This window comes from Acidovorax sp. MR-S7 (assembly GCF_000400995.2).
GTDB lineage: Bacteria > Pseudomonadota > Gammaproteobacteria > Burkholderiales > Burkholderiaceae_C > MR-S7.
Map to the genome: position 1 here is coordinate 14,594 of NZ_DF238892.1, position 24,769 is coordinate 39,362.

The following is a 24,769-nucleotide window of genomic DNA, read 5'->3' on the forward strand; positions in this document are numbered from 1 at the left end:
ATGCTTGGGCGCGATTATCTCGGAAAAACCTGATCTGGTTTCTCGGAAGGCCAACTGCGACAAATTGGTGCAGCACACGTGCAGGAAGCGCTATTCCTCGGGGCTGGGCCATGTCGCACAGGAGCAAACCAGCCTTCGCAACACGGACAGCCATCACTCCAGAAAACTCAAAGCATCCAAAGCAGCCATGCACCCCGTGCCAGCACTGGTGATTGCTTGCCGGTACACATGGTCCTGAACATCGCCGGCTGCGAATACGCCTGGCAGGCTTGTCATGGTTGCCATTCCCCGGTTGCCGGGACGGGTGACGATGTAGCCGTCTTTCATCTCCAACTGGCCCCTGAAGATCTCGGTGTTCGGGTGGTGACCGATCGCGATAAAGCAGCCTTGCAGCGCCAAATCCTCAGACTCGCCAGTCAATACATTCCTGATGCGTACGCCGGTCACCCCGGAGTCGTCACCGAGGACCTCGTCGACAGCGCTGTGCAATCTGAGGGTGATCTTTCCTTCCGCCACCTTTTCATAAACCTTGTCCACGAGGATAGGCTCAGCCCTGAACTTGTCGCGGCGATGGATCAGGGTGACCGACTTCGCGATGTTGGACATATACAGCGCTTCCTCGACCGCCGAGTTCCCGCCACCGACGACGCAGACGTCCTGGCCCTGATAGAAGAATCCATCACAAGTTGCGCAGCCCGAAACCCCGCGTCCCATGTATTGCTGCTCGGACGGCAACCCCAGGTACTTCGCTGAGGCACCCGTTGCCACGATGAGCGCGTCGCACGTGTAAGACCTGCTGGCGCTGGCCAACGCAAAGGGCCGTTTTTGCAAGTCGACCTTGTCGATATGGTCGATCACGATCTGCGTCTTGAACCGTTGTGCGTGCTCCATGAATCGCTTCATCAACTCGGGCCCTCGCACGCCATGAACATCCGCGGGCCAGTTGTCAACGTCTGTGGTCGTCATCAGTTGGCCACCCTCGGCCTGTCCTGTGATGAGCAAGGGCTGAAGATTCGCCCTCGCCGCGTAGACGGCCGCGCTGTAGCCTGCCGGCCCGGATCCCAGGATGATCAATTTCGCATGCGTCATGTCCGCTCAGTCCACCTGGATGTTGGCTTCCTTGACTACCTGCGCCCACCGCTTGTAGTCTGCCTTGTACTGTCGATCAAACTCAGCAGGGGTGTTGCCCGCCGGCTGGAATCCTGCGCGGGCGTAGACCGCACGTACTTCCGGGTCGGCAAGAACCGCTGCGAGTTCCTTTTGCAGCCGATCGACGATGCCGGCCGGAGTCTTGGCCGGAGCAAAGATGCCGTACCAGGACATGACGTCGAAATCGCGCACGCCTTGCTCCATCAGGGTCGGGACCTCAGGCAGGGTGGGAGACCGCTCGCGGCTCGTGATGCCGATGGGTTTCAGCCGCCCTTCCTTCATGAATGCCGCTGCGGTGGGAATGACCGTCACCAGCAGGGGGACCTGTCCGGCCGCGGCGTCCGCCACCGCCTGGCCACCGCCCTTGTAGGCCACATGGGTCAGTTTCACCCCGGTTTTGAGGGCCAGGAGTTCCCCGACCAAGTGATGGGTCGTGCCGCGTCCGGCAGAACCATAGGCCATGCCCCCAGGCATGTTCTTCGTTGCCGTCACCAATTCAGCGAGGGTGTTTTCCTTGACCGACGAGTGGGCAAGCAAAACCAGGGGAGCGTCGGCAAGCTTGGTGACGGCAACGAAATCGTTCAGCGGATCGAACTGCGGCTTGATCAGGTGAGTGGCAGTCACCAAGGATCCATCGAAGCCCATGAGCAGCGTGTACCCATCCGCCGGCGACTTGGCAACGATGGCAGCGCCGATGAAACCCGATGCGCCTGGTTTGTTGTCGACGACGACTGGTTGCCCCAGCCGCTGGCCGAGCTTGTCCGTCAGCGACCGGATGACCAGATCGCCTCCTCCTCCCGGAGCAAACGGCATGACTACGCGAATAGGCCGGTTGGGATAGGAAGGGTCTGCTGCGGCGATGGTGGCGAGCGCGAGGCTGGCAATGGCGCCCAGGCTGCGAATCGAATGGAACTTCATCGTGTCTCCAGTATTTATAGTTCGAAGAAGGTCAGCCCCATACCTTCTCGGGCAGTGGCAGCCCTTGGAGGTCTTCGGGGGTCAGCGGTCCGGCAGCTGCAACGCCATAGTCCTCCAGCATGAGAATGAGCTGGCGCGTGTGCTGCGCTGCGTGGTAGGTAGTGCGGTCCATGACGTTGTGCATGGTGTGCCGGCCGTAATAGGTCGGCACGGTGAACTGCATCGTCTTGTCGGCGCAGCTTTCCCACCACGCAGCAAAGCGGTCGCGCACGCCGAGGCCGAAATCAGCGATCTGCTGCGCGGTCCAGTCTGCAGGAGGGAGGTCATTGAAGCCTTCGAACTCGAGTTCCTTCTGCTCACCAGCCTCCAGCCCCATCTCGGCAACGCGGAAGACGTGGAACGCAGTGTCTGCCGCCGAACGCTTGCGCTCGCGGAAAAACAAGCGGAACTTGTCCTCGGGAAACTGGAGCGTGTAGCGCGCGGCAGCGGCCAAAACGGTGAGCAGCTTCTGTACCAGCACCTCAGGTGGAAGGCGCTCCGCGAGCTGGACATTCAAGCCCAGGAACTTCACCACGTCATCGAACGACTGGCACAGCGTGTACTTGTCTCCCAGCGATACGACCGGCACGCTGCGCGCACCGAGCGCTCGCAATTGCGCCATTCCCTGGGGGTTGCCATGCACATCAATCGACTCGAAATCGATGCCATGCTTGGTGAGGAACTCCTTCGTGCGCAAGCACGATGAGCAGCCCGGCTGCCAGAAGACCTTGATCCTGGTTGACGATGAAGACGCTGTTTCCATGTATGGCCTCGTGAGGTTTGGCGCTGGTTGCGCAGTGATGGGTTGCGCAGATTCTCGAGACCGGGCGACCAGCAGAAAAGCGACATTTTTCGAGCCTGCCATCACGTAAAGTTACGGCTGGAGACCGACCACCACCATGAACCAGATCGACCCTGTCAGCCTGCGGCTTTTCATCCGCGTGGTTGAGACCGGCACCATCGCCGCGGCTGCCGAGGCCGAACACCTGTCTGCCGCAGCCGTGAGCAAGCGTCTGAGCGAATTGGAAACGGTGCTCAGCAGCCAGCTCCTGCAACGCACGAACAAGGGAGTGGAGCCCACGGGAGCCGGCTTGGCCCTGACCAAGCTTGCCCGCTCGGCACTGGCTGAGCTCGATCAAGTGCGGGTGCCATGGAGAGCTTCTCCTCAGGGGTGCGTGGCTTGGTGCGGGTGTGTGCAAGCATGTCGGCCATCACCCAGTTCCTGTCGGAGCCGTTGCGCTCGTTCATGGACGAACATCCCAACGTGCAGGTGCAGCTCGAAGAGAGGCTGAGCCCCATGGTCGTGAAAGCGGTGGCGGAGAACGCGGCCGATGTGGGCATCTTTCTTCCCCTGGTCGCAATGCCGCCCAACCTGGAGCAGCACGGCTACCACTCCGACCGCCTGGCATTGATCACACCCAAGGGCCATCCCCTTTCATTGCGCAAGGCTGTCACCTTGCCCGACCTGCTGGCCCATGACCTGATCGGGCTGCACACGGGCAGCGCGATCAACATCCTGTTGAATCGTGCCGCCCAGGAAGCGCGGCGCGAGGTGAACATCAAGATCCAGGTGACCAGTTTCGACGCGCTTTGCACGATGGTCAGCACCGGCCTCGGCATCGCGCTGCTTCCCGAGAGCATGGCCCGACGCAATGCCAGGACAGTTCCACTGCACATATGCCGTCTCGACGAGCCATGGGCCCGGAGACAGTTCGCCCTGTGCGTCAGAAGTCGGACGACGCTGCCAGCGGCGGCGCAGCTCCTGATGGACCATTTGCTCGCTCCTCTTCAGGCGGGCAGCGAAAAAGAGCGGCAACCCTAGATTTTTCACAAAGTACCTGCCCGCAGGCAAAGCGCGATGACACCAGGTAAAACTTGGGGAAATCAGGAAAAACGAAAATAGCCGCAACCCCATGCCAGAGCGCTTCATGCCTAAAGAACAAGAGAAATTTCCGATGTGGCGGCTTTCGGTTGCCCCCATGATGGACTGGACCGACCGCCACTGCCGCTACCTGCACCGCCTGCTCTCGCACCACGCCCTGCTCTACACAGAGATGGTCACCACCGGCGCGCTGATCCATGGCGACGTGCCGCGCCATCTGCGCTTCCACGACGCCGAGCACCCTGTGGCGCTGCAGCTCGGCGGCAGCGAGCCTGCGGACCTGGCCCATGCCGCGCGCCTGGGTGCGCAGTGGGGCTACGACGAGATCAATCTGAACTGCGGCTGCCCGAGCGAGCGCGTACAGCGCGGCGCTTTCGGCGCCTGCCTGATGAACGAGCCGCGCCTGGTGGCCGACTGCGTGAAGGCCATGGCGGACGCGGTGGATGTGCCGGTGACGGTGAAGCACCGCATCGGCATCGGACGGAGCGAAGACTACGGCTTCGTGCGCGACTTCGTGGGCACCGTGGCCGAAGCAGGCTGCCGCGTGTTCACCGTGCATGCGCGCAACGCCTGGCTGGAGGGCCTGAGCCCTAAGGAAAACCGCGAGATCCCGCCGCTGCGCTACGAGGTCGCGGCACGGCTTAAGCAGGATTTCGCGCACCTGACCATCGCCATCAACGGCGGCTTCCAGACGGACGAGGCGGTGCACGCGCAACTGGCGCAGGTGGACGGCGTGATGGTAGGCCGCGAGGCCTACCACAACCCTTGGTGGCTGGCGCGCTGGGACGCGCAGTTCTTCGGCGCCCCGCCCTCCGCCCTGACGCGCGAGCAGGTGGAAGAGGACATGGTGGCCTACATGGAGCGCGAGGCCGCCGGGCACGGCACGCACTGGTACGCGGTCGCGCGCCACATGCTGGGCCTGCGCAACGGCCTGCCGGGTGCCCGCCGCTGGCGCCAGGTGTGGAGCGACCACCGCCTCAAGCACCTTCCCGCCCGCGAGGTGATGGCGCTGGCCCGCACCAAGCCCGGTGTCGCCGCGGCCGGCGCCTGAACCTCAGGCCGCGATGCGGGCGAGCCAGCCTGCCAAAGGCTCGGGCCTGCCGAACAGGTAGCCCTGCAGGCCGTCGCAGTGGCGGGAGGTGAGGAAGTCGGCCTGCTCCTGCGTCTCCACGCCTTCGGCCACCACACGCAGCCCCAGGTGGCCCGCCACTGAGAGGATGGCCTGCACGATGGCGGCATCGTTGGGGTCGCCCGGCGTGTCCTGCACGAAGCTGCGGTCGATCTTCAGCTCGTACAGCGGCAGCTTCTTCAGGTAGGCCAGGCTGGAATAGCCCGTGCCGAAATCGTCGATCGAGAACCGCACGCCCAGCGCCACCAGCTCGTTCATGCGCTCGGCCGTGTCCTGCCAGTTCTCCACCAGCAGGCCCTCGGTGACCTCCAGCGTCAGCAGATGGGCCGGCGCGCCGGTGTCGGCCAGCGCCTGGCGCACCTGCGCCACGAAGTCCACCTGGCGGAACTGGCGCGGGCTCACGTTGACGGAGATCGACAACGCCCGCCCACGCTGCGCCAGCTCCGCCAGCGCGGCGCAGGCCTGGTGGATCACGCGTGCGCCCATGCGGGCGATGAGCCCCGCCTCCTCCGCCGCCGCGATGAAGCGCGCGGGCGGCACGGCGCCGCGCACGGGATCGCTCCAGCGCAACAGCAGCTCCCCGCCCGTGAGGCGCCCCTTGGCATCGACCTGAGGCTGGACGTAGGTGGCCAGGGCATCATTGGCCACCGCGCTCTTGAGGTCCTGCTCCAGCGCCAGGCGCTCCTGCACCGCGGCATGCATGCCCTGCTCGAAGAAGCACACCTGGTTGCGCCCCTGGTCCTTGGCGCGGAACATGGCCGTGTCGGCCTCGCGCAGCAGGTCGGCGACGCCCTCCGCGCCCTTGGGGAACAGCGTCACGCCGATGCTGGCCGTGCTGCTGTAGCGCGCGCCGTCCATGGCATAGGGCGCGTCCAGGCTGTCGCGCAGGCGCTGCGCGAACTGCAGCGCCTGCAGGCGCGCCGCCCCGGGGTCGCGCCCCAGGCGCGGCACCAGCATCACGAACTCGTCCCCGCCCAGGCGGGCCACGGTGTCCGCCGGCGCGGCCAGGTCGCGCAGGCGCTTGGCCGCCTGCACCAGCAGGTGGTCGCCCACCTCGTGGCCGCGCGCATCGTTGATCTGCTTGAAATTGTCCAGGTCGATGTAGAACAGCCCGCCCAGCTCGCCGCCGTTGCGCGCGGCCAGCAGCACGGCATGCATCTGCTCGAGCAGCAGGCGGCGGTTGGGCAGCGCCGTCAGCGCATCGAAATGGGCCAGGCGGTGCATGGCAGCCTCGGCCTCGTGGCGGCTGCTGACATCGCGCGCCAGCGCGATGAAGCGCAGGGAGCCCCCCTCGCCTTCCTTGCGCGCCACCGACAGCTCGAACCAGCGCAGCGCGCCATGCATCGGCACGCAATACTGGCGCCCCTCGGAGTGGCCCTGGGCACGCGCCTCGGCCAGCGCGGACATGAACTCGGCCGCCGCCTCCGGCGGCAGCACCTCTGCGAGCAGGCGGCCGATCTGGTCCTCTGGCGGCACGCAGGCGAGGTCGGAGCGGGCCGAGCGGTAGTGGTGGATGCGCCCGTCGCCGTCCAGCTCCAGCAGCAGGTCGGGCACGGCGTTGAGCGTGTCCTCCAGCGCATCCCGCGCCCGGCGCAGCTCGCGCGTCATGCCGTGCGCCAGCGCCACGGCGCGGCGGCGGGCGCTGATCTGCATGCCCAGGAACCAGCCCGCCAGCAGGCTGAAGGCAACGCCCAGCAGCGCGATGAGGTGGTGCGTGTAGCCCTCGAAGCGCTGCTCGAACGATGGCTGCGGGTACAGCACCAGGGTCCAGCGCCGCCCACCCACGTCCAGGCTGCGCACCGACTCCAGCCCGCCGTTGACAGCGGCGGGGGCATAGTCCGCGCGGGAGGCGAATATCTGCTCCCCGCCCGCCACCGAAGGCCCGTCGTGGATGGCCAGGGCCAGGTCGGTGTCGAGCTCCTGAGCCAAGCCTCGGATGACCTCGGCGATAAAGAACCGCGCGACCACCCAGCCCTCGATGCCCGCGCGGCGCTGCGCCACCGTGGCCTGGGGAGCGCCCGGAGGGTACAGGGGAAGGTAGATGGCCAGCAGCACGGGCGCGTCCGCGGGGTTCAGCGGCCCGGTCAATGCCATGCCGCCCGAATCGCGCGCACGCTCCAGCGCTTCGCGGCGGGCGGGATGCGCCATCGCATCCAGCCCCAGCTGCCCCTGGTTGGACGGCGTCTGCGGCTCCACGTGCGTGACGGGGGCCTGCACCGGCTGGTCGCTGCGGGGATGCATGCGGTAGCCGGCCAGGCCGAGCGCGCGCATCTGGGCCTCGTGCTGCTCGCGCTGCGCGGCCGGCACCTGCGCCAGCAGGGCGATGCCCTGCAGGCCCAGCCGGGACTGGGGCAGCTTCAGCGCCTCGAAGTAGGCATGGAATTCCGCAGGATCGATGGTGTCGGAGCCCTCGTAATAGCCCTTCACGCCGCGCAGCACGATCTCGAAAGCCGCCAGGCGGTCCGACAGGTTGGACACCACGCGCTCCACGGCGGTGCCGAAGACGTGCACGCGCCGCTCGTGCCGGGCGCGCTCCCCGTTGAGCCAGAAGAGGGACGTCACCCCCAGCAGCACCAGGGCCAGCAGCGGCGCGGCGATCATCCCCGGGTGCCAGGGGCTTGTGCGGTCGAAGGGAGGGGACTGGTCGTGATGCGCCACTGTATTCATGAGGGGCGGAGAGTGGCATATCCCCCGCGCCAATACAAGGGGGCTCCACACATTGCAACGCCCGGGCCGCCGCGTTGCACTACCATGGGCGCCGCCCTCCTTTCCCACAGAGCACTGCATGTCCGCAGCCTCCTCCCACCTCACCCCCGAAGAAGCGGCGTTCCACGCCTACTATGCGCGCGAGCGCGCTGCGCTCGAGCAGACCTGTGCCGCCCGCGTGGCGCTGCTGCAGTCCCTGCTGTCCAAGGCCCGCCACATCGACATCGCCAAGGTCGAAGGCCGGGTGAAGGACCGCGACGAGTGCATCCGCAAGTTCTCGCGCAAGTACCGCGCCGCCCTCGAGGAGAGCGGCGCGCCGTACGAGATCCAGGACTGCATCACCGACCTGATCGGCGTGCGCGTGGTCTGCCTCTACGAGGACGAACTGGAGAAGGTGGCCCAGATCGTGCGCTCGCACTTCGACGTGATCGACGTGACCGACAAGGTCAGCGCCCTGGAGGGCACGGAATCCTCGTTCGGCTACAAGGGCCTGCACCTGGACCTGCGCACCCGCCCGGCGCAGCCGCGGGACGGCGCGCCCCATGCGCATCTGCCGTTCGAGCTGCAGGTGCGCACCATCGTCCAGGACTCCTGGAGCGTGCTGGACCACAAGATCAAATACAAGAAATCCATCCCTGCCGAGCTCAAGCGGCGCATCAACGTGCTGGCGGCCCTGTTCGAGCTTGCGGACCGGGAATTCCGCCAGATCCGCGACGCCACCGACGCCGAGCTGCTCGGCGCCCCCGACGAGACCGCCGAGCCGGAAACCGACACCGCCCGCGCCCCCGCGCCCGGCAGCGAGCTCAACGCCTTCACCTTCCTGAAGATCGCCCGCCATTTCTTCAACGACCAGGAATTCGATGCGCACAAGGTGGATCTGTTCGTGGACGACATCCGCGCCTGGTCGCCCGGCATCACGCGGGCCGGCTTCAACGCGCTGCTGCGCGAGTCCATCGGCACGGTCAAGCGCTACAAGCAGTTCTACGAGGCGCAAAACCCCGAGGGCAGCTTCAACCCGTATACCGTGATGCGCCATTGCCTGTACCTGGGGGACAAGGTGGTTTTCCGCCGGGCGCTGCGCAACAGCTCGCGCGAGGCCTTCGAGGCGTGGCTGCAGCACGAAGCCTCTGCGGCCACATAGAAAAAACGGCTCCAGCGCAATACTGGCAAGCGCCGCCAGCTATCAAAACGCAAGCATCAGCACGGACATGCATTCGTGAAATTCTGTCGCATAAGTGACAATTCATCCGTATTTGCACGACGAGCAGGCAAATGCCACAGCTGTTATATTGCACTGCAACATAACACCCCCGCCGCCCCATGCTGTACACCCTCTACGAGACCCAGCGCTCCCTGATGGAGCCGTTCGCCGACCTTGCGCAGGCAACGGCCAAGCTCTACAGCAACCCCCTGTCGCCCCTCAGCCAGACCCAGTTCGCCCAGCGCATGTCCGCGGGCTACGAACTGCTGTACCGCCTGGGCAAGGACTACGAAAAGCCCGAGTTCGGCATCCGCACGGTAGATGTCGACGGTGTCGGCGTGGCCATCCACGAGCGCATCGAGATCGACAAGCCGTTCTGCGAGCTGCGTCGCTTCAAGCGCTTCTCGGACGACCCCGCCACGCTCGCCAAGCTCAAGGACCAGCCCGTGGTGCTGATCGTCGCGCCGCTGTCCGGCCACTACGCCACGCTGCTGCGCGACACCGTGCGCACCATGCTCACCGGCCACAAGGTCTACATCACCGACTGGAAGAATGCGCGCATGGTGCCGATGTCCGAGGGGGAGTTCCACCTCGACGACTACGTGAACTACGTGCAGGAATTCATCCGCCACCTGCAGGCCACCTACGGCAACTGCCACGTCATGAGCGTGTGCCAGCCCACGGTGCCGGTGCTGGCGGCCGTCTCGCTCATGGCCAGCCGCGGAGAGGCCACGCCGCTGTCGATGACCATGATGGGCGGCCCCATCGACGCGCGTCGCTCGCCCACGGCGGTGAACAACCTCGCCACGCAGCGCAGCTTCGAGTGGTTCGAGAACAACGTCATCTACCGCGTGCCCAGCAACTTCCCTGGCGCCGGCCGCCGCGTGTACCCCGGCTTCCTGCAGCACACGGGCTTCGTGGCCATGAACCCGGACCGCCACGCGACCAGCCACTACGACTATTTCAAGAACCTCATCAAGGGCGACGACGCCAGCGCCGAGGCCCACCGCAAGTTCTACGACGAGTACAACGCCGTGCTCGACATGGACGCGGACTACTACCTGGAGACCATCCGGACGGTGTTCCAGGACTACAGCCTCGTCAACGGCACCTGGGACGTGCGCTCACCCGAGGGCACGCCGGAGCGCGTGCGCCCGCAGGACATCACCGGCACGGCGCTGCTGACCATAGAGGGCGAGCTCGACGACATCTCCGGCTCCGGCCAGACCGAGGCGGCCCAGGGCCTGTGCACCGGCGTCCCGGCCGACAGCCGGCACCATCTCGAGGTCAAGGGCGCGGGCCACTACGGCATCTTCAGCGGCCGCCGCTGGCGCGAGCTGGTCTACCCGCAGGTGCGCGACTTCATCCTCGCGCAGCAGGCCGCCGCCGCGCAGCGTGCACGGCGCGCGCGCAACGCCGCTTGAACGTGGCCATGGCCCCCGCGGGGGCCTGCGTGTCCCTCGCGGACCGCATCGACGCCGCCCTTCCGCAGACGCAATGCACGCGCTGCGGCTATCCGGATTGCGCCTCCTACGCGCGTGCGGTGGCCAGCGGCGAAGCCGAAATCAACCAATGCCCCCCGGGCGGAAGCCAGGGCATCGCGCGGCTGGCCACCCTCACCGGCAGGCCCCTCCTGCCACTGAGCCCTGCGCACGGCCAGGAAGCGCCGCGCACCGTGGCCGTGATCGACGAGAACTGGTGCATCGGCTGCACGCTGTGCCTGAAGGCCTGCCCCACCGATGCGATCGTGGGCCTCAACAAGCGCATGCACACCGTCATCACGCCGCACTGCACCGGCTGCGAGCTGTGCCTGCCGGTCTGCCCGGTGGATTGCATCCAGATGGAAAACGCCAGCGGCCAGGCCACAGGCTGGGCCGCCTGGTCGCTGCCCCAGGCCGAGCATGCCCGCGCGCGCTACCGGGGCCGCCAGGCGCGCCTGCAGCGCGAGGCGTGCGAGGCGGAGCAGGCAGTTCCCGTCGCGCCGCCGCAGGCTCCGGCGGAACAGGACCCCAAGCGTGCGGCCATCGCCGCGGCGCTGGCGCGTGCACGGGCGCAGCGCACCGCCCAAGGCTGAGCCGAGCGGCTCAGGCGGTGAGCGTCTTGTAGACGCCGCAGCCCAGGTACAGATCGCCGGCGCACTGCACGAAAGACATCTTGGTCTGCACCGTGCCCGTGGCGGGGTTGGTGATGTCGTATTCCACCCAGCCCGGGCCGCGCTCGGCCTGCGCGATGATGTCGCGCAGCAGCTGGTCGCCCGCGATGCCCGGAATGTCCTGCACCCGCGTGCCCACCTTGGCCGGGTTGCCGCCGAAGGCGAGGTAGGTGCCCGCGGCATCCAGCGCGAACACGTACATGTCGCGGTCGTGGTAGGGCTGGGCCGGATCGGTCAGCATGCGCAGGAAAGCTTCCTGGCTGCCGCTGCGGTGCAACCCGGCCGCCCGCTCCACGAGCGCGACCGCCTCGTCCGCCGTGCCCTGCTGCAGCCGGAAGCTCATCACCGCCTGCGACAGCGTGGAGGCGCGGCTTTCCAGCGCCTGGGCCTGGCGCAGGGCCTCCCCCACCATCTGCGCGTTGCGCTGGGTGATCTGGTCGATCTGCTGCACTGCCGCGCTGATTTCGCGCAGGCCCGTGCCCTGCTCGTTCACCGAATGCGAAATCTCGCTCACGTTGGCCGCCACGCTGCGGATGCCATCGGCCATGGAGGCGATGCCCTCGCCCGCCGAGCCGATGAGGCCTGCGCTCGCCTCCACCTGCCGCACCGACGTGCCGATCAGCCCGCGAATCTCCCGCGCGGCCTCGGCCGAGCGGCTGGCCAGCATGCGCACTTCGCCCGCCACCACAGCGAAACCGCGCCCCTGCTCGCCCGCGCGCGCGGCCTCCACCGCCGCGTTGAGCGCCAGGATGTTGGTCTGGAAGGCGATGCCGTCGATCACCCCGATGATCTCGCTCATGCGGCGCGCGTCGCTGCGGATGCCCTGCACCGATTCCACCGCGCGCGCCATGGTTTGCGCGCCCGCGTCGGCCGCTTCGCGCACCTGCACCGCGCGCCGGTCGGCCGTCTCTGCGGCCTGGGCATTGCTGTTCACGGCCGAAGACAGCTGCTCCACGCTGGCCGCTGTCTGCTCCAGGTTGGCGGCCTGCTGCTCCGTGCGGTCGGACAGCTCGCGGTTGTCGGCCGCCAGGCTGCGGCCCGCGTGGGCCACCAGGGCCGCGTTGCTGCGGATGTCCGCCACCATGGCCGAGAGGGTGAGCACCATGCGGTCCAGGCGCGCGCCCATACCGGCCAGCTCGTCCTGCCCCACGATGGCGGCGCGTGCGCGCAGGTCGCCCGCCGCCGCGCTGTCCATGACCTCCCCGAGCCGCGCCAGGTCCGCCGCCGCGCTCGCCCACAGCGCCGCGGCCAGATAGGCCGTGGCCAGCACTGCCGCGCCGCACACCGGCCAGACGGCGGCCGGCCCGAGGCCCTGTGCTGCAGCCACCGCCAGCAACGCCACGATCGCCACGCCGCCCAGCAGGGCCAGCTTGGCCCCGAAGCGCAAGCGGCGCATCAGCCACATACCTGGCCGCAAGATGAGTGAGCCCGCCATTGTTCGTGTGTCTCCACCGTTGCTGTGATGAAAGGTGCCCGAAGCATTATGGCAAATGATGCTATTTGTAACCTTGACGCAAACGAAGAAAAGAGCGCGAAAAACCGGCCATTCTCCGGCCCTGCGCGCACCCGTGCGGCTGCGGCGCCATCCCCGATAATCGCCGCCATGAATCCCCTGCTCTCTCTTTTGCAGCCCTACCCGTTCGAGCGGCTGCGGCAACTTTTCGCGGGGGTCACTCCCTCGGCGGCCCACCGGCCCATCAGCCTGGGCATCGGCGAGCCGCGCCATGCCACGCCGCGCTTCATCCAGGAAGCCCTCGCGGACGGCCTGGCCGGGCTGGCGAGCTATCCGTCCACCGCGGGCGAGCCGCGCCTGCGCGAAGCCTGCGCGGCGTGGATGCAGCGCCGCTACGGCGTCGCCGTGGACCCGGCCACGCAGGTGCTGCCCATCAACGGCTCGCGCGAGGCGCTGTTCGCCTTCGCGCAGACGGTGCTCGACGCTTCCCGTCCGGGCGCCACGGTGGTCTGCCCCAATCCGTTCTACCAGATCTACGAAGGCGCGGCGCTGCTGGCCGGCGCCACGCCGTACTACGCGCCCAGCGATCCGGCGCGCAACTTCGCCGTGGACTGGGACAGCGTGCCGGAGGCCGTGTGGCAGCGCACGCAGCTGCTGTTCGTGTGCTCGCCCGGCAACCCCACGGGCGCGGTGATGCCGCTGGACGAATGGGACAAGCTGTTCGCGCTGAGCGACCGCCACGGCTTCGTGATCGCCTCGGACGAGTGCTACAGCGAGATCTATTTCCGCGACGAGCCGCCGCTGGGCGGCCTGGAGGCCGCCGCCCGCCTGGGCCGCACGGACTACCGCAACCTGATGGCATTCACGAGCCTGTCCAAGCGCAGCAACGTGCCCGGCCTGCGCAGCGGCTTCGTGGCGGGCGACGCAAAGCTCATCAAGGCCTTCCTGCTCTACCGCACCTACCACGGCAGCGCCATGGGCCCCGCCGTGCAGGCTGCGAGCATCGCTGCCTGGAACGACGAGACGCACGTGGTGGACAACCGCGCGCTCTACCGCCAGAAATTCGCCGAAGTCACGCCGCTGCTGGCCGGCGTGATGGACGTCGCCCTGCCCGACGCCGGCTTCTACCTCTGGGCCAAGGTGCCCGAGCGCCTGGCCTTGAGCGACGCCGCCTTCGCCCAGGCCCTGCTGGCTCAATACAATGTGACGGTGCTGCCCGGCAGCTATCTGGCCCGCGAGGCCAATGGCGTCAACCCCGGCGCGCAGCGCGTGCGCATGGCCCTCGTGGCCGAAACCAGCGAATGCGTGGAAGCCGCGCAACGCATCGTGCAATTCATCCAATCCCATCCCTGAACGAATCCATGACACAGCAACTGCAGACCCTGATCGACAACGCCTGGGACAACCGCGCCAGCCTCTCCCCCGCCGCCGCTCCCAAGGAGGTGGTGGATGCCGTGGAGCACGTGATCGCCGAACTGGATTCGGGCCGCCTGCGCGTGGCCACGCGCGAAGGCGTGGGCCAGTGGACCGTGCACCAGTGGATCAAGAAGGCCGTGCTGCTGTCGTTCCGCCTCAAGGACAACGCCCGGATGCAGGCCGGCGACCTGGCCTTCTTCGACAAGGTGCCCACCAAGTTCGCAGGCCAGTCGGCCGACGAGATCGCAGCCACCGGCGTGCGCGTGGTGCCGCCGGCCGTGGCGCGGCGCGGCAGCTTCATCGCCAAGGGCGCGATCCTGATGCCCAGCTACGTGAACATCGGCGCCTACGTCGACGAAGGCACGATGGTCGACACCTGGGCCACCGTGGGCTCGTGCGCGCAGGTCGGCAAGAACGTGCACCTCTCGGGCGGCGTGGGCCTGGGCGGCGTGCTGGAGCCGCTGCAGGCCAACCCGACCATCATCGAGGACAACTGCTTCATCGGCGCGCGCTCCGAGGTGGTCGAGGGCGTGATCGTCGAGGAGAACTCGGTGCTGGGCATGGGCGTGTACATCGGCCAGAGCACCCCCATCTTCAACCGCGACACGGGCGAGATCAGCTACGGCCGCGTGCCCTCGGGCAGCGTGGTCATCAGCGGCAGCCTGCCCAAGAAGACCAAGGGCGGCCAGGACTACAGCACGTACGCGGCCGTCATCGTCAAGACGGTGGACGCGCAGACGCGCTCCAAGACCAGCCTGAACGACCTGCTGCGCGACTGATACCGGCAACGAAGGAGGGAGCACGCCATGAGCACGATGGAACGGATTCTTCGCCTCATGGCGGAAAAGAAAGCCTCCGACGTCTACCTGTCGGCCAATGCACCGGCGCTGATCAAGATCAACGGCGAGTGCGTGCCCATCAACAGCCAGGTCCTTCCGCCCGACGCGCCCAAGAACCTGCTCTCCGAGATCGTGCCGCCCGACCGCATCGAGGAGCTGGAAGACACCGGCGAGCTGAACATGGGCGTGCCGCTCACCGGCGTCGGGCGCTTCCGCGTCAGCGCCATGCGCCAGCGCGGCAGCTACGCGGTGGTGGTGCGCTTCATCACGCAGCAGATCCCGCAGCTCGCCACGCTCAACCTGCCGCCGGTGCTCAGCGAGCTCATCATGGAAAAGCGCGGCCTGATCCTCATCGTGGGCGCCACCGGCTCGGGCAAGAGCACCACGCTGGCCTCCATGATCGACCAGCGCAACGAAACGCTCACGGGCCACATCCTCACGGTGGAAGACCCGGTCGAATACCAGTTCAAGAACAAGAAATCCATCGTCAACCAGCGCGAGATCGGCAGCGACACGCAATCGCTGCAGACCGCCCTGAAGAACGCGCTGCGCCAGGCGCCCGACGTGATCCTGATCGGCGAGATCCGCGACCGCGAGACCATGTCCGCTGCCATCGCCTACGCCCAGTCGGGCCACCTGTGCCTGGCCACGCTGCACGGCAACAACAGCTACCACGCGCTCAACCGCATCCTGTCCTTCTACCCCGTCGAGGTGCGCCCGACCATGCTGGGCGACCTGGCCTCGGCGCTCAAGGCCATCGTCTCGCAGCGCCTGGTGCGCACCTTCACGGGCGAGCGCATGCCCGCCGTGGAGGTGATGCTCAACACCAAGCTCGTGGCCGACCTGGTGGAAAAGGGCGACTTCTCCGGCGTGCGCGAGGCCATGGAAAAGTCCATGGCCGAAGGCTCGCAGACCTTCGAGGAGGCGCTGGCGCGCCTGATCCTCGACAACAAGATCGACCGCAAGGAAGGCCTGGCCTACGCCGACTCGCCCACCAACCTCATGTGGCGCCTGCAGAACGACTTCTCCATCGCCGCCAAGGCCGCCGAGGCGCGCAAGGAACCCCAGGCGTCCGAGGACGACGAGCCCTCGTTCACCGAGATCGTGCTGGACGTCAAACCCGCCTGAGCCCTCCCCACCCGACAGGCTGCGTGCAGACGCGCGCGGCCTTCTCATTTCTCCCGCCCCGCCATGTCCCCCACCCTGCTACTCACGGAACAGCTCATCTCCCGCCCCTCCGTCACCCCCGACGACGCGGGCTGCCTCGACCTGCTGGCCGCGCGGCTCGCGCCGCTGGGCTTCGCCTGCGAGCGGCTGGACAGCGGGCCCGACACGTTCCGCGTCAGCAACTTGTGGGCAAAACGGTCTCCAGCGCTTGATGGACAAGCGCAAGCAGCTATCAAAACCATAGTTTTCGCGGGCCACACCGACGTGGTGCCCACCGGCCCCGTGGAGCAGTGGAGCAGCCCGCCCTTCACGCCCACGTACCGCGATGGCCGGCTCTACGGGCGCGGCGCGAGCGACATGAAGACCTCCATCGCCGCCTTCGTCGTGGCCGTGGAGGAATTCCTCGCCGCCACGCCCGCCCCCGCCATCCAGATCGCATTGCTGCTCACCAGCGACGAGGAAGGCCCGTCGGTGGACGGCACCAAGGTCGTCGTCGAGCACCTGCGCGCGCGCGGCGAGCGCCTTCATTGGTGCATCGTCGGCGAACCCACCTCCGTCGAGCAGACCGGCGATATGGTCAAGAACGGCCGGCGCGGCACGCTTTCGGGCCGCCTCACCGTCAAAGGGGTGCAGGGCCACATCGCCTACCCGCAGCTGGCGCGCAACCCCATCCACCAGGCCGTGCCGGCGCTCGCCGAGCTGGCCGCCACCACCTGGGACGAGGGCAACGCCTTCTTCCCGCCCACGAGCTGGCAGATGAGCAACATCCACGGCGGCACGGGCGCAACCAACGTGATTCCCGGCCAGGTGGTCATCGACTTCAACTTCCGCTTCAGCACCGAATCCACCGCCGAGGGGCTGCGCCAGCGCGTGCATGCCGTGCTCGACCGCCACGGCCTGGACTACACGCTGGACTGGACGCTGGGCGGCCAGCCCTTCCTCACCACGCCGGGCGACCTGCTCACCGCCGTGCAGCAGGCCATCGAGGGCGAAACCGGGCTGCGCACCAAGCTGTCCACCACCGGCGGCACCAGCGACGGGCGCTTCATCGCCCAGATCTGCCCGCAGGTCGTCGAAGTGGGCCCGCCCAACGCCAGCATCCACAAGATCGACGAGAACGTGCGCCTGGCCGACATCGAGCCACTCAAGAACATCTACCGCCGCACGCTCGAACTGCTGAACGCGCAGGCTGCGGCATGACACTGGGCGAACTGATCGCCAGCGGCGCGCGCCAGCTGGAACAAGCCGGCGTGGCCTTCGGCCACGGCACCACCAACGCGCACGACGAGGCCGCCTGGCTCGTGCTGTGGCGCCTGGGCCTGCCGCTAGACAGCGACCTCGATTCCATGAAAAATCAGCCCGTAGCGCCCGCCAGCCAAGCGCAGGTAGCTACAATTTTTGAAGAACGCATCGCCACCCGCAAGCCCGCCGCCTACCTCACGCGCGAGGCCTGGCTGCAAGGCGTGCCCTTCTACGTGGACGAGCGCGCCATCGTGCCGCGCAGCTTCATCGCCGAGCTGATAGCGGGCGGCGGCATCGACGAATTCCTCAGCGACCAGACCCGCCGCGTGCTCGACCTGTGCACCGGCAACGGCAGCCTGGCCGTGCTGGCCGCCATGGCCTGGCCCGAAGTGGAAGTGACGGGCGCCGACCTCTCGCCCGACGCGCTGGCCGTGGCCCGCGTCAACGTGGACCGGCACGGCCTGCAGGAGCGCATCACGCTGGCGCAGTCCGACGGCCTCGCCGCCCTGCCCGGCCCATGGGACCTGATCCTGTGCAACCCGCCCTACGTCAACGCCGCCAGCATGGCCGCCCTGCCCCCCGAATACCGCGCCGAGCCCGAGCTGGCCCTGGCGGGGGGCGACGACGGCATGGACTTCATCCGCCAGCTGCTGGCCGACGCACCCGCGCGCATGGGCGAAAATGCGGTGCTCGTGCTGGAGATCGGCAATGAGCGTCCCTACTTCGAGGCCGCCTTCCCCCAGCTGCCTGTTTTCTGGCTGGAAACCAGCGCGGGCGAAGACCAGGTTGTGCTGGTCACCCGGCAGGCGCTGGCCGCCCACCACCCGCACACGGCACAATAGCGGCCCGGGCCGCCCCGCCGGCCCCCTGTTGATTGCACGCCACCCGCCTCGCGCGGGTGTGTCTTTTTCTGAACCCCGAATGATCACCCTCAAGAACGTTACCCTGCGCCGCGGCACCAAAGTCGTGCTCGACAGCGTGTCCACCACCATCAACCCCGGCGAAAGCGTGGGTCTGGTGGGCCGCAACGGCGCGGGCAAGTCCAGCCTGTTCGCGCTGCTCAGCGGCAAGCTGCACGAAGACGGGGGCGACTTCCACATCCCCGCCAGCTGGCGCATGGCCGAGGTGGCGCAGAACATGCCCGAAACCGACCAGTCGGCCACCGACTTCGTGCTGGAGGGCGACACCCGCCTGGCCGAGGTGCAGCAGCAGCTGGCCCAGGCTGAGGCCAGCGACGACGGCATGGCCATCGCCCATGCGTATTCCGACCTGCACGACGCGGGCGCGCACGACGCCGTGGCCCGCGCCCAGGCCCTGATCCTGGGCCTGGGCTTTCGCGTGAGCGAGCTGGACCAGCCCGTCAACAGCTTCTCCGGCGGCTGGCGCATGCGCCTGCAGCTGGCCCGCGCGCTGATGTGCCCCAGCGACCTGCTGCTGCTGGACGAGCCCACCAACCACCTGGACCTGGACGCCCTGGTCTGGCTCGAAGCCTGGCTCAAGCGCTACGCGGGCACCATGATCGTCATCAGCCACGACCGCGAGTTCCTGGACGCCATCACCAACGTCACCCTGCAAATCCAGCAGGGCGAGCTGAACCGCTACGGCGGCAACTACAGCAAGTTCGAAGAACTGCGCGCCCAGCAGCTCGAACTGCAGCAGGCCAGCTTTGCCAAGCAGCAGGAGAAGATGGCCCACCTGCAGAAGTTCATCGACCGCTTCAAGGCCAAGGCCAGCAAGGCCAAGCAGGCGCAAAGCCGCGTCAAGCAGCTCGAACGCATGGAAAAGATCGGCCCCGTGCTGGCCGAGGCCGAGTTCACCTTCGAGTTCAAGGAACCCGCCAGCCTGCCCAACCCCATGCTCGCCATCAGCGATGCCGCGTTCGGCTACGTGGACGACGAAGGCTCGCCCACCACCATCCTCACCGGCGTCAACCGCTCGGTGCTGGCGGGCCAGCGCATCGGCATCCTGGGCGCAAACGGCCAGGGCAAGTCCACCCTGGTCAAGACCATCGCCCGCACCATGAAGCCGCTGGCCGGCAGCATCACCGAAGGCAAGGGCCTGAGCATCGGCTACTTCGCTCAGCAGGAGCTGGACGTGCTGCGCCCCGCCGACAACCCGCTGGAGCACATGGTCCGCCTCGCCAAGGAGCTGGGGCCGGACGCCAGGCAGCCCAGCCGCGAGCAGGACCTGCGCAGCTACCTGGGCAGCTTCAACTTCACCGGCGACATGGTCAAGCAGGCCGTGGGCACCATGAGCGGCGGCGAAAAAGCCCGCCTGGTGCTGGCCATGATCGTCTGGCAGCGCCCCAACCTGCTGCTGCTGGACGAGCCCACCAACCACCTGGACCTGGCCACCCGCGAGGCCCTGGCCATGGCGCTGAACGACTTCGACGGCACCGTCATGCTGGTCAGCCACGACCGCGCGCTGCTGCGCTCGGTCTGCGAAGACTTCTGGATGGTGGGCCGGGGCGTGGTCGGGCCGTTCGACGGCGACCTGGACGACTACCAGCGCTACCTGCTCGAAGAATCCAGGCGCCTGCGCGAAGAAGCCCGCCTGGCCGAGCAAGCCCAGGCCGCGCCCGAAGCCCCAACCGCCGCTGCGCCGGCACCCACCCCGCCCCGCGATGGCCGCGACCAGCGCAAGCAAGACGCCCAGGCCCGCCAGCAGCTTGCCGAGAAGACCCGCCCCCTGAAGAAAGAACTGGAGCAGATCGACAAACGCCTGGCCGCCCTGGCCGCCGAGCGCGCCGCGCTGGAGCAAAAACTGACGCAAGAAGCCCTGCCCCCGGTGGAAATCGCCGAATGCGGCCGCCGCCTGAAAGCCGCCAACGACGAAACCGAGGCGCTGGAAGAGCGCTGGCTTGAAGTCTCCACCGCGCTGGAAGCGGCCGCGGCAGCAGGTTGATTTTTGGGTGTTTTCGACCTCTAGCGCTTTTCCAGCAAGCGCCAGCAGCTATCATTTTTAATGAGCAAGACAGGGTTGCATTTTTTTGCAGGAGGCCTGTCAACGCCGGGCGGACGGGCCGCGTTGTGGGTACATCAAAGGAGTTTTTCCATGAACACCACTGCAATGCTCTCTGCCTGGCCTGAAGACGAACGCGACCGCAAGCGCTCCCCCGCCCGCCTGTAAGCGGCCCCCGTGGCCGCCCAGGCCACGCAAGAATTCCGCCCTCCCCGAACCATGCCAGTCCATGCGGCTGGCATTTTCATTGGCCCCTCCTCCATGTCCCTGCCTCCCAACAAGCAACGCAGCCGCCGCCTCCGCAAGAAAATGCGCGTGGGCGAATTCCAGGAACTCGGCTTCGAGTACGAGCTGAAGGTGAAGCAGGCCCTGGCCGCGGAGCAGGAAGAGGTGCTGATGGACCGTTTCGTGCGCGAACTGCTCGTGCCCCGCAACCTGGCCGCCGCCGGCTGGGTGCGCGACGGCTTCGTGACGGCCTACGGGCGCGGCTGCGCCACCGAGGACGACCGCCAGGCCACCCAGGCCTGGCTCGCGGCGCAGCCCGAAGTGGCCGAAGCCACGGTGAGCGCGCTCAAGGATGCGTGGTACGTGGAGGGCTGAGCAAGCCTTTTCGGCCTCCAGCGCCTGCCAGCCAAGCGCAGGCAGCTCCCCTTTTGGAAGCAAAAAAGCCGCCAGTCCTCCGCAGGGCTGGCGGCTTTCGTCCAGGTGCGGGGCCACAATGCAGCACATGACCACGCCGCTCCCCTGGCTGGGTCCGCAAGACCCGTTTCCCCCGCCCGCCCGCAGCTGGGGCCCCGACTCGCCCGCGCCGGGCCTGCTCGCGGCCGGCGGCTCGCTCGACGTGGACCGGCTGCGCTCGGCCTACGCGCACGGCATCTTCCCGTGGTTCAGCAGCGGCCAGCCCATCCTCTGGTGGAGCCCGGACCCGCGCATGGTGCTGCACGTGCAGGAATTCCGGCTGCACCGCTCGCTGCGCAAGACCCTGCAGCGCTTCCGCGCCACGCCGGGGTGCGAGGTGCGCATCGACAGCGACTTCGCCGCCGTGATCCGCGCCTGCGCCCAGACGCCGCGCGCGGGCCAGTCCGGCACCTGGATCGTGCCGCCCATGGTGGCCGCCTACGAGGCGCTGCACGCCGCCGGCCATGCGCACAGCGTGGAAACCTGGGTGGACGGCCGGCTGGTGGGCGGGCTCTACTGCATCGCCATCGGCCGGGCGGTGTTCGGCGAATCCATGTTCGCCCACGCCACCGATGCCTCCAAGATCGCCCTGGCCGCGCTGGTGGGCCTGTGCCGCCACCAGGGGGTGGCGCTGATCGACTGCCAGCAGAACACGCCGCACCTGGCATCGCTGGGCGCGCGCGAGGTGGCGCGGGCCGGCTTCCTGCGCCACGTGCAGGCGGCAAGGGAGCAGCCGCCCTGCGACTGGCGCTTCCAGTCCGTATACTGGGACGCGCTTCTTGACGCGAACCCTCCGGCGTGACCCAGCTCAACGACCTTCCGCTGCAGAGCCTGCAGTTCTATGCCACCGCCCCCTACCCCTGCAGCTACCTGCCGGGGCGCCAGGCGCGCTCGCAGGTCGCCACGCCCAGCCACCTGATCCAGAACGCGGTCTACTCCGGCCTGGTGGCGCAGGGCTTCCGGCGCAGCGGCATGTTCACCTACCGCCCCTACTGCGACGGCTGCCAGGCCTGCACGCCCCTGCGCGTGGTGGTGGAGGGCTTTCGCCCCGACCGCAGCCAGCGCCGCGCCTTCAAGCGCCACGGCGGCCTGCAGGCGCGCGTGCTGCGCCTGTGCTACCTGCCCGAGCACTACCAGCTCTACCTGCGCTACCAGACCCTGCGCCACGCGGGAGGCGGCATGGACCACGACAGCATCGACCAGTACACGCAGTTCCTGCTGCAAAGCCGCGTCAACTCGCGCCTGGTCGAGTTCCGCGAGACGGGCGCCGACGGCCAGCCGGGGGCGCTGAAGATGGTCTCCATCCTCGACGTGCTGGAAGACGGCCTTTCCGCCGTCTACACCTTCTACGAGCCCGAGGAAGGCGCCAGCTACGGCACCTACAACGTGCTCTGGCAGGTGCAGCAGGCCCGCGCGCTGGGCCTGCCCTACGTCTACCTGGGCTACTGGATCGCGCAGAGCCCGAAGATGAACTACAAGTCGCGCTTCATGCCGCACGAGCTGCGTATCGACGGCCAGTGGCAGCGGACCGCGGCCGCCTAGCGCTTCATAGCCAAAAATGGCACCCAGCGCTTGACAGACAAGCGCTGGATGCTCACCTTTCAGGAGCGTTCAGCGGATGCGGCGCGTACCGTCCACGCTCCAGGCGCCGGCGCCGAAGGCCGCGAAGGCCAGCAGCCCGCCGGTGATGGCGAGGTTCTTGAAGAACATCAGCTGCTGGGTCGCCTGCTGGGCTTCCGGCAGGCTCCAGTAGGCGTGGAAGACGAAGCTGGCCGCCAGCGTGAACACCGCCAGCGCCAGCGCCGCCCAGCGCGTGCCCCAGCCGATGAGCAGCGCCAGCCCGCCCAGCAGCTCGATCGCCAGGCCGATGGCCACGCCCACCGAGGGCAGCGGCATGCCCATGGACGCGGCGTAGCCCACGGTGCCGGAGAAGCCGGCGATCTTGCCGTAGCCCGCGGGCACGAACAGCAGCGCCAGGAGAATGCGGCCCGCCAAGGCCAGAGGGTTTTGCAGGGCAGTGAACATGGTGAAGCTCCTTGGAAAGGGAAAAACAGGCTGGCCGCCGGATGTGTCTCAAGCGGCCAGATCGAACACCAGCACCTCGGCGTCGTGCCCGCCGTCGAGCGCCACGCCGTCCTCATTGTCCAGCAACGCCGCGTCGCCGCCCTGGAGGGGCTGGCCGTTGACCCGCAGCGCGCCGCGCACCAGGTGCACATAGGCCTTGCGGCCCGGCGCCACGGCCAGGCGGGCGCTCTCGCCGCGGTCGAAGAGGCCGGCGTAGAGCGAGGCATCGGCGTGGAGGGAGACCGAGCCCTCGGCCCCGTCGGGCGAGGCCACGAGGCGCAGCCGGCCGCGCTTGTCGGCATCGGTGAAGCGCTTCTGCTCGTAGCTCGGGGCGATGCCGCGCACGTTGGGCTCGATCCAGATCTGCAGGAAGTGCGTGACCTGCCCCTGCGCATGGTTGAACTCGCTGTGCATCACGCCCGAGCCCGCGCTCATGCGCTGCACGTCGCCGGGCGGAATGCCCTTCACGTTGCCCATGCTGTCCTGGTGGGCCAGCTCGCCCGACAGCACGTAGCTGATGATCTCCATGTCCCGGTGGCCATGGGTGCCGAAGCCCGTGCCCGGGGCGATGCGGTCCTCGTTGATGACGCGCAGGTTGCCCCAGCCCATGTGGCGCGGGTCGTGGTAGCCCGCGAACGAGAAGCTGTGGTGCGACTGGAGCCAGCCATGGTCGGCATGGCCCCGGTCCTGCGATTTGCGGATGGTCAGCATGGTGCGCTCTCCTGGGGGTGTTGGGGTATGGCTTCACTGTAGGCGCGCCCGCCTGGTTGCAGGCACAGGCGACTTGAATGCATCATTCAAATGGTTTGAATCGAAACACCCTCCACCATGCAAAACGCCCGCGATGCACTGACCCCGGACAACCTCTCCATGCTGCAGGCCATCGCCGACACGGGCAGCTTCGCCGCTGCGGCGCGGCAGCTCGGCCTGGTGCCCAGCGCGCTCACCTACCGCGTGCGCCAGATCGAGGACGCGCTGGACGTGCTGCTGTTCGACCGCAGCGCGCGCCAGGCGCGTCCCACCGCGGCGGGCACCGAGCTGCTGCGCGAGGGCGCGCGCCTGCTGGAGGACGCGGACGCCATCGCCAACCGCGTGCGCCGCGTGGCCACGGGCTGGGAGCCGCAGCTCACCCTGTCGGTCGACGGCGTGATCTCCCCCACCACCATGCTGGAGCTGGTGGAGGCGTTCTATGCGCTCGATCCGCCCACGCAGCTCAAGTGGCGCGACGGCATCCTGAGCGGCACGCTGGAGGCGCTGACCTCGGGCCATGCCGACCTGGCCATCGGCGTGGCCGTCGGCACGCCCACCGTGGCTGGCCTGCAGAGCGCGCCGCTGGGCGGCGTGCGCTTCGTCTTCGCCGTGGCGCCGCACCATCCGCTGGCCCGGCTGCCCGAGCCCCTCACCGACGCCGTGCTGCGCGCCCACCGCCAGATCGCCGTGGCCGACTCCGCGCGGCGCAGCAGCGTGACCATGGGCATCCTGGCGGGGCAGGACGTCTTCACCGTGGACACGCTGCGCGCCAAGATCCAGGCCCAGCTGCGCGGCCTGGGCGGGGGCTTCCTGCCCGAGCCCATGATCCGGCCCTACGTCGAGGCCGGGCACCTGGTGGTGCGCGCGGTGGCCCGCCCCGCGCGCGAAGTGCCGGTGAGCTACGCCTGGGGCGGCGCCAGCCAGGCCGCGCCGGGGCGCGCGCTGCAGTGGTGGCTGGAGCAGCTGCAAAGCACCGCCACGCGCCGCGCCCTTCTGGAAAACCACCACGGCGTTTGACCCGCC

At 68.0% G+C, this 24,769-nt stretch carries 22 protein-coding genes and 1 pseudogene; 16 read left to right on the plus strand and 7 right to left on the minus strand.

The genetic code is table 11. The annotated features are described in order from the left end of the window. Positions 1-153 precede the first annotated feature (153 nt). The 3 genes from trxB to AVS7_RS00730 are packed head-to-tail and all read right to left on the minus strand — an operon-like array spanning position 154 to position 2,869. The gene (trxB, locus tag AVS7_RS00720; RefSeq protein ID WP_020226588.1) at positions 154-1,089 is read right to left on the minus strand and encodes a thioredoxin-disulfide reductase; all 936 of its coding nucleotides are present in this window, start codon (positions 1,087-1,089) and stop codon (positions 154-156) included. A gap of 6 nt (positions 1,090-1,095) precedes the next feature. Continuing rightward, on the minus strand, positions 1,096-2,067 hold the full coding sequence (locus tag AVS7_RS00725) for a tripartite tricarboxylate transporter substrate binding protein (protein ID WP_020226589.1): 972 nt from the start codon (positions 2,065-2,067) through the stop codon (positions 1,096-1,098). A 31-nt stretch (positions 2,068-2,098) separates the two neighbouring features. Continuing rightward, positions 2,099-2,869: a glutaredoxin domain-containing protein gene (locus tag AVS7_RS00730; RefSeq protein ID WP_034689596.1), complete on the minus strand. Its 771-nt coding sequence runs from the start codon at positions 2,867-2,869 to the stop codon at positions 2,099-2,101. Positions 2,870-3,005: 136 nt separating this feature from the next. On the opposite strand from AVS7_RS00730, the pseudogene AVS7_RS25415 reads away from it, so the two are divergent. From AVS7_RS25415 to dusA, 3 genes and pseudogenes are all read left to right on the plus strand, one after another. After that, positions 3,006-3,137 (plus strand): annotated as a pseudogene (locus AVS7_RS25415) (LysR family transcriptional regulator); the annotation flags it as partial. Positions 3,138-3,256: 119 nt separating this feature from the next. Next, on the plus strand, positions 3,257-3,928 hold the full coding sequence (locus tag AVS7_RS00735) for a LysR substrate-binding domain-containing protein (RefSeq protein ID WP_020226591.1): 672 nt from the start codon (positions 3,257-3,259) through the stop codon (positions 3,926-3,928). 106 nt (positions 3,929-4,034) lie between these two features. Continuing rightward, positions 4,035-5,039, plus strand: coding sequence for a tRNA dihydrouridine(20/20a) synthase DusA (gene dusA, locus AVS7_RS00740; protein ID WP_082176299.1), 1,005 nt, complete (start codon positions 4,035-4,037; stop codon positions 5,037-5,039). Between the two features lie 3 nt (positions 5,040-5,042). Here dusA and AVS7_RS00745 read toward each other — a convergent pair whose 3' ends face one another. Then, a complete protein-coding gene (locus tag AVS7_RS00745) occupies positions 5,043-7,718 on the minus strand; it encodes an EAL domain-containing protein (protein WP_020226593.1) in 2,676 nt (891 codons plus the stop codon). Positions 7,719-7,902: 184 nt separating this feature from the next. Between AVS7_RS00745 and AVS7_RS00750 the strand changes: the two genes are divergently transcribed. The 3 genes from AVS7_RS00750 to AVS7_RS00760 all read left to right on the plus strand — a co-directional run bounded on the left by AVS7_RS00750 (position 7,903) and on the right by AVS7_RS00760 (position 11,098). Continuing rightward, positions 7,903-8,964 carry a GTP pyrophosphokinase family protein gene (locus tag AVS7_RS00750; protein ID WP_020226594.1) on the plus strand — a complete coding sequence of 354 codons (1,062 nt, stop codon included), beginning with the start codon at positions 7,903-7,905 and terminating at the stop codon, positions 8,962-8,964. Between the two features lie 179 nt (positions 8,965-9,143). Continuing rightward, positions 9,144-10,448, plus strand: a complete 1,305-nt coding sequence (locus AVS7_RS00755; RefSeq protein ID WP_020226595.1) for a polyhydroxyalkanoate depolymerase — start codon at positions 9,144-9,146, stop codon at positions 10,446-10,448. An 8-nt stretch (positions 10,449-10,456) separates the two neighbouring features. Further along, positions 10,457-11,098, plus strand: coding sequence for an RnfABCDGE type electron transport complex subunit B (locus AVS7_RS00760; protein WP_020226596.1), 642 nt, complete (start codon positions 10,457-10,459; stop codon positions 11,096-11,098). A 10-nt stretch (positions 11,099-11,108) separates the two neighbouring features. On the opposite strand, the gene AVS7_RS00765 is transcribed toward AVS7_RS00760, so the two are convergent. Continuing rightward, a complete protein-coding gene (locus AVS7_RS00765; RefSeq protein ID WP_034689598.1) occupies positions 11,109-12,611 on the minus strand; it encodes a methyl-accepting chemotaxis protein in 1,503 nt (500 codons plus the stop codon). Between the two features lie 168 nt (positions 12,612-12,779). On the opposite strand from AVS7_RS00765, the gene dapC reads away from it, so the two are divergent. The 9 genes from dapC (at position 12,780) to AVS7_RS00810 (ending at position 22,474) form a co-directional block, all read left to right on the plus strand. Beyond that, positions 12,780-13,982, plus strand: a complete 1,203-nt coding sequence (gene dapC / locus AVS7_RS00770) for a succinyldiaminopimelate transaminase (RefSeq protein ID WP_024000726.1) — start codon at positions 12,780-12,782, stop codon at positions 13,980-13,982. Positions 13,983-13,990: 8 nt separating this feature from the next. Then, the gene (dapD, locus tag AVS7_RS00775) at positions 13,991-14,824 is read left to right on the plus strand and encodes a 2,3,4,5-tetrahydropyridine-2,6-dicarboxylate N-succinyltransferase (protein ID WP_020226599.1); all 834 of its coding nucleotides are present in this window, start codon (positions 13,991-13,993) and stop codon (positions 14,822-14,824) included. A gap of 27 nt (positions 14,825-14,851) precedes the next feature. Then, positions 14,852-16,012 (plus strand): PilT/PilU family type 4a pilus ATPase, encoded by a 1,161-nt coding sequence (locus tag AVS7_RS00780; protein ID WP_024000727.1) that lies wholly within the window; start codon positions 14,852-14,854, stop codon positions 16,010-16,012. A 63-nt stretch (positions 16,013-16,075) separates the two neighbouring features. Next, positions 16,076-17,251, plus strand: coding sequence for a succinyl-diaminopimelate desuccinylase (dapE, locus tag AVS7_RS00785; protein WP_020226601.1), 1,176 nt, complete (start codon positions 16,076-16,078; stop codon positions 17,249-17,251). Further along, positions 17,248-18,135 carry a 50S ribosomal protein L3 N(5)-glutamine methyltransferase gene (gene prmB / locus AVS7_RS00790; RefSeq protein WP_020226602.1) on the plus strand — a complete coding sequence of 296 codons (888 nt, stop codon included), beginning with the start codon at positions 17,248-17,250 and terminating at the stop codon, positions 18,133-18,135. Before dapE ends, prmB begins: the two co-directional genes overlap by 4 nt. A 79-nt stretch (positions 18,136-18,214) precedes the next feature. Then, positions 18,215-20,197: an ABC-F family ATP-binding cassette domain-containing protein gene (locus AVS7_RS00795; RefSeq protein ID WP_020226603.1), complete on the plus strand. Its 1,983-nt coding sequence runs from the start codon at positions 18,215-18,217 to the stop codon at positions 20,195-20,197. Positions 20,198-20,515: 318 nt separating this feature from the next. Next, positions 20,516-20,854 (plus strand): YggL family protein, encoded by a 339-nt coding sequence (locus tag AVS7_RS00800; protein WP_020226604.1) that lies wholly within the window; start codon positions 20,516-20,518, stop codon positions 20,852-20,854. 127 nt (positions 20,855-20,981) lie between these two features. Next, positions 20,982-21,734 carry a leucyl/phenylalanyl-tRNA--protein transferase gene (aat, locus tag AVS7_RS00805; protein ID WP_020226605.1) on the plus strand — a complete coding sequence of 251 codons (753 nt, stop codon included), beginning with the start codon at positions 20,982-20,984 and terminating at the stop codon, positions 21,732-21,734. Beyond that, positions 21,731-22,474 (plus strand): arginyltransferase, encoded by a 744-nt coding sequence (locus AVS7_RS00810; RefSeq protein WP_020226606.1) that lies wholly within the window; start codon positions 21,731-21,733, stop codon positions 22,472-22,474. Before aat ends, AVS7_RS00810 begins: the two co-directional genes overlap by 4 nt. A 69-nt stretch (positions 22,475-22,543) precedes the next feature. On the opposite strand, the gene AVS7_RS00815 is transcribed toward AVS7_RS00810, so the two are convergent. Continuing rightward, the gene (locus tag AVS7_RS00815; protein ID WP_020226607.1) at positions 22,544-22,957 is read right to left on the minus strand and encodes a DoxX family protein; all 414 of its coding nucleotides are present in this window, start codon (positions 22,955-22,957) and stop codon (positions 22,544-22,546) included. Between the two features lie 48 nt (positions 22,958-23,005). After that, positions 23,006-23,707, minus strand: coding sequence for a pirin family protein (locus tag AVS7_RS00820; protein ID WP_020226608.1), 702 nt, complete (start codon positions 23,705-23,707; stop codon positions 23,006-23,008). 117 nt (positions 23,708-23,824) lie between these two features. Here AVS7_RS00820 and AVS7_RS00825 point away from each other — a divergent pair, with 117 nt between their 5' ends. Next, positions 23,825-24,763, plus strand: a complete 939-nt coding sequence (locus AVS7_RS00825; protein WP_020226609.1) for a LysR family transcriptional regulator — start codon at positions 23,825-23,827, stop codon at positions 24,761-24,763. The last annotated feature ends 6 nt before the right edge of the window (positions 24,764-24,769 follow it).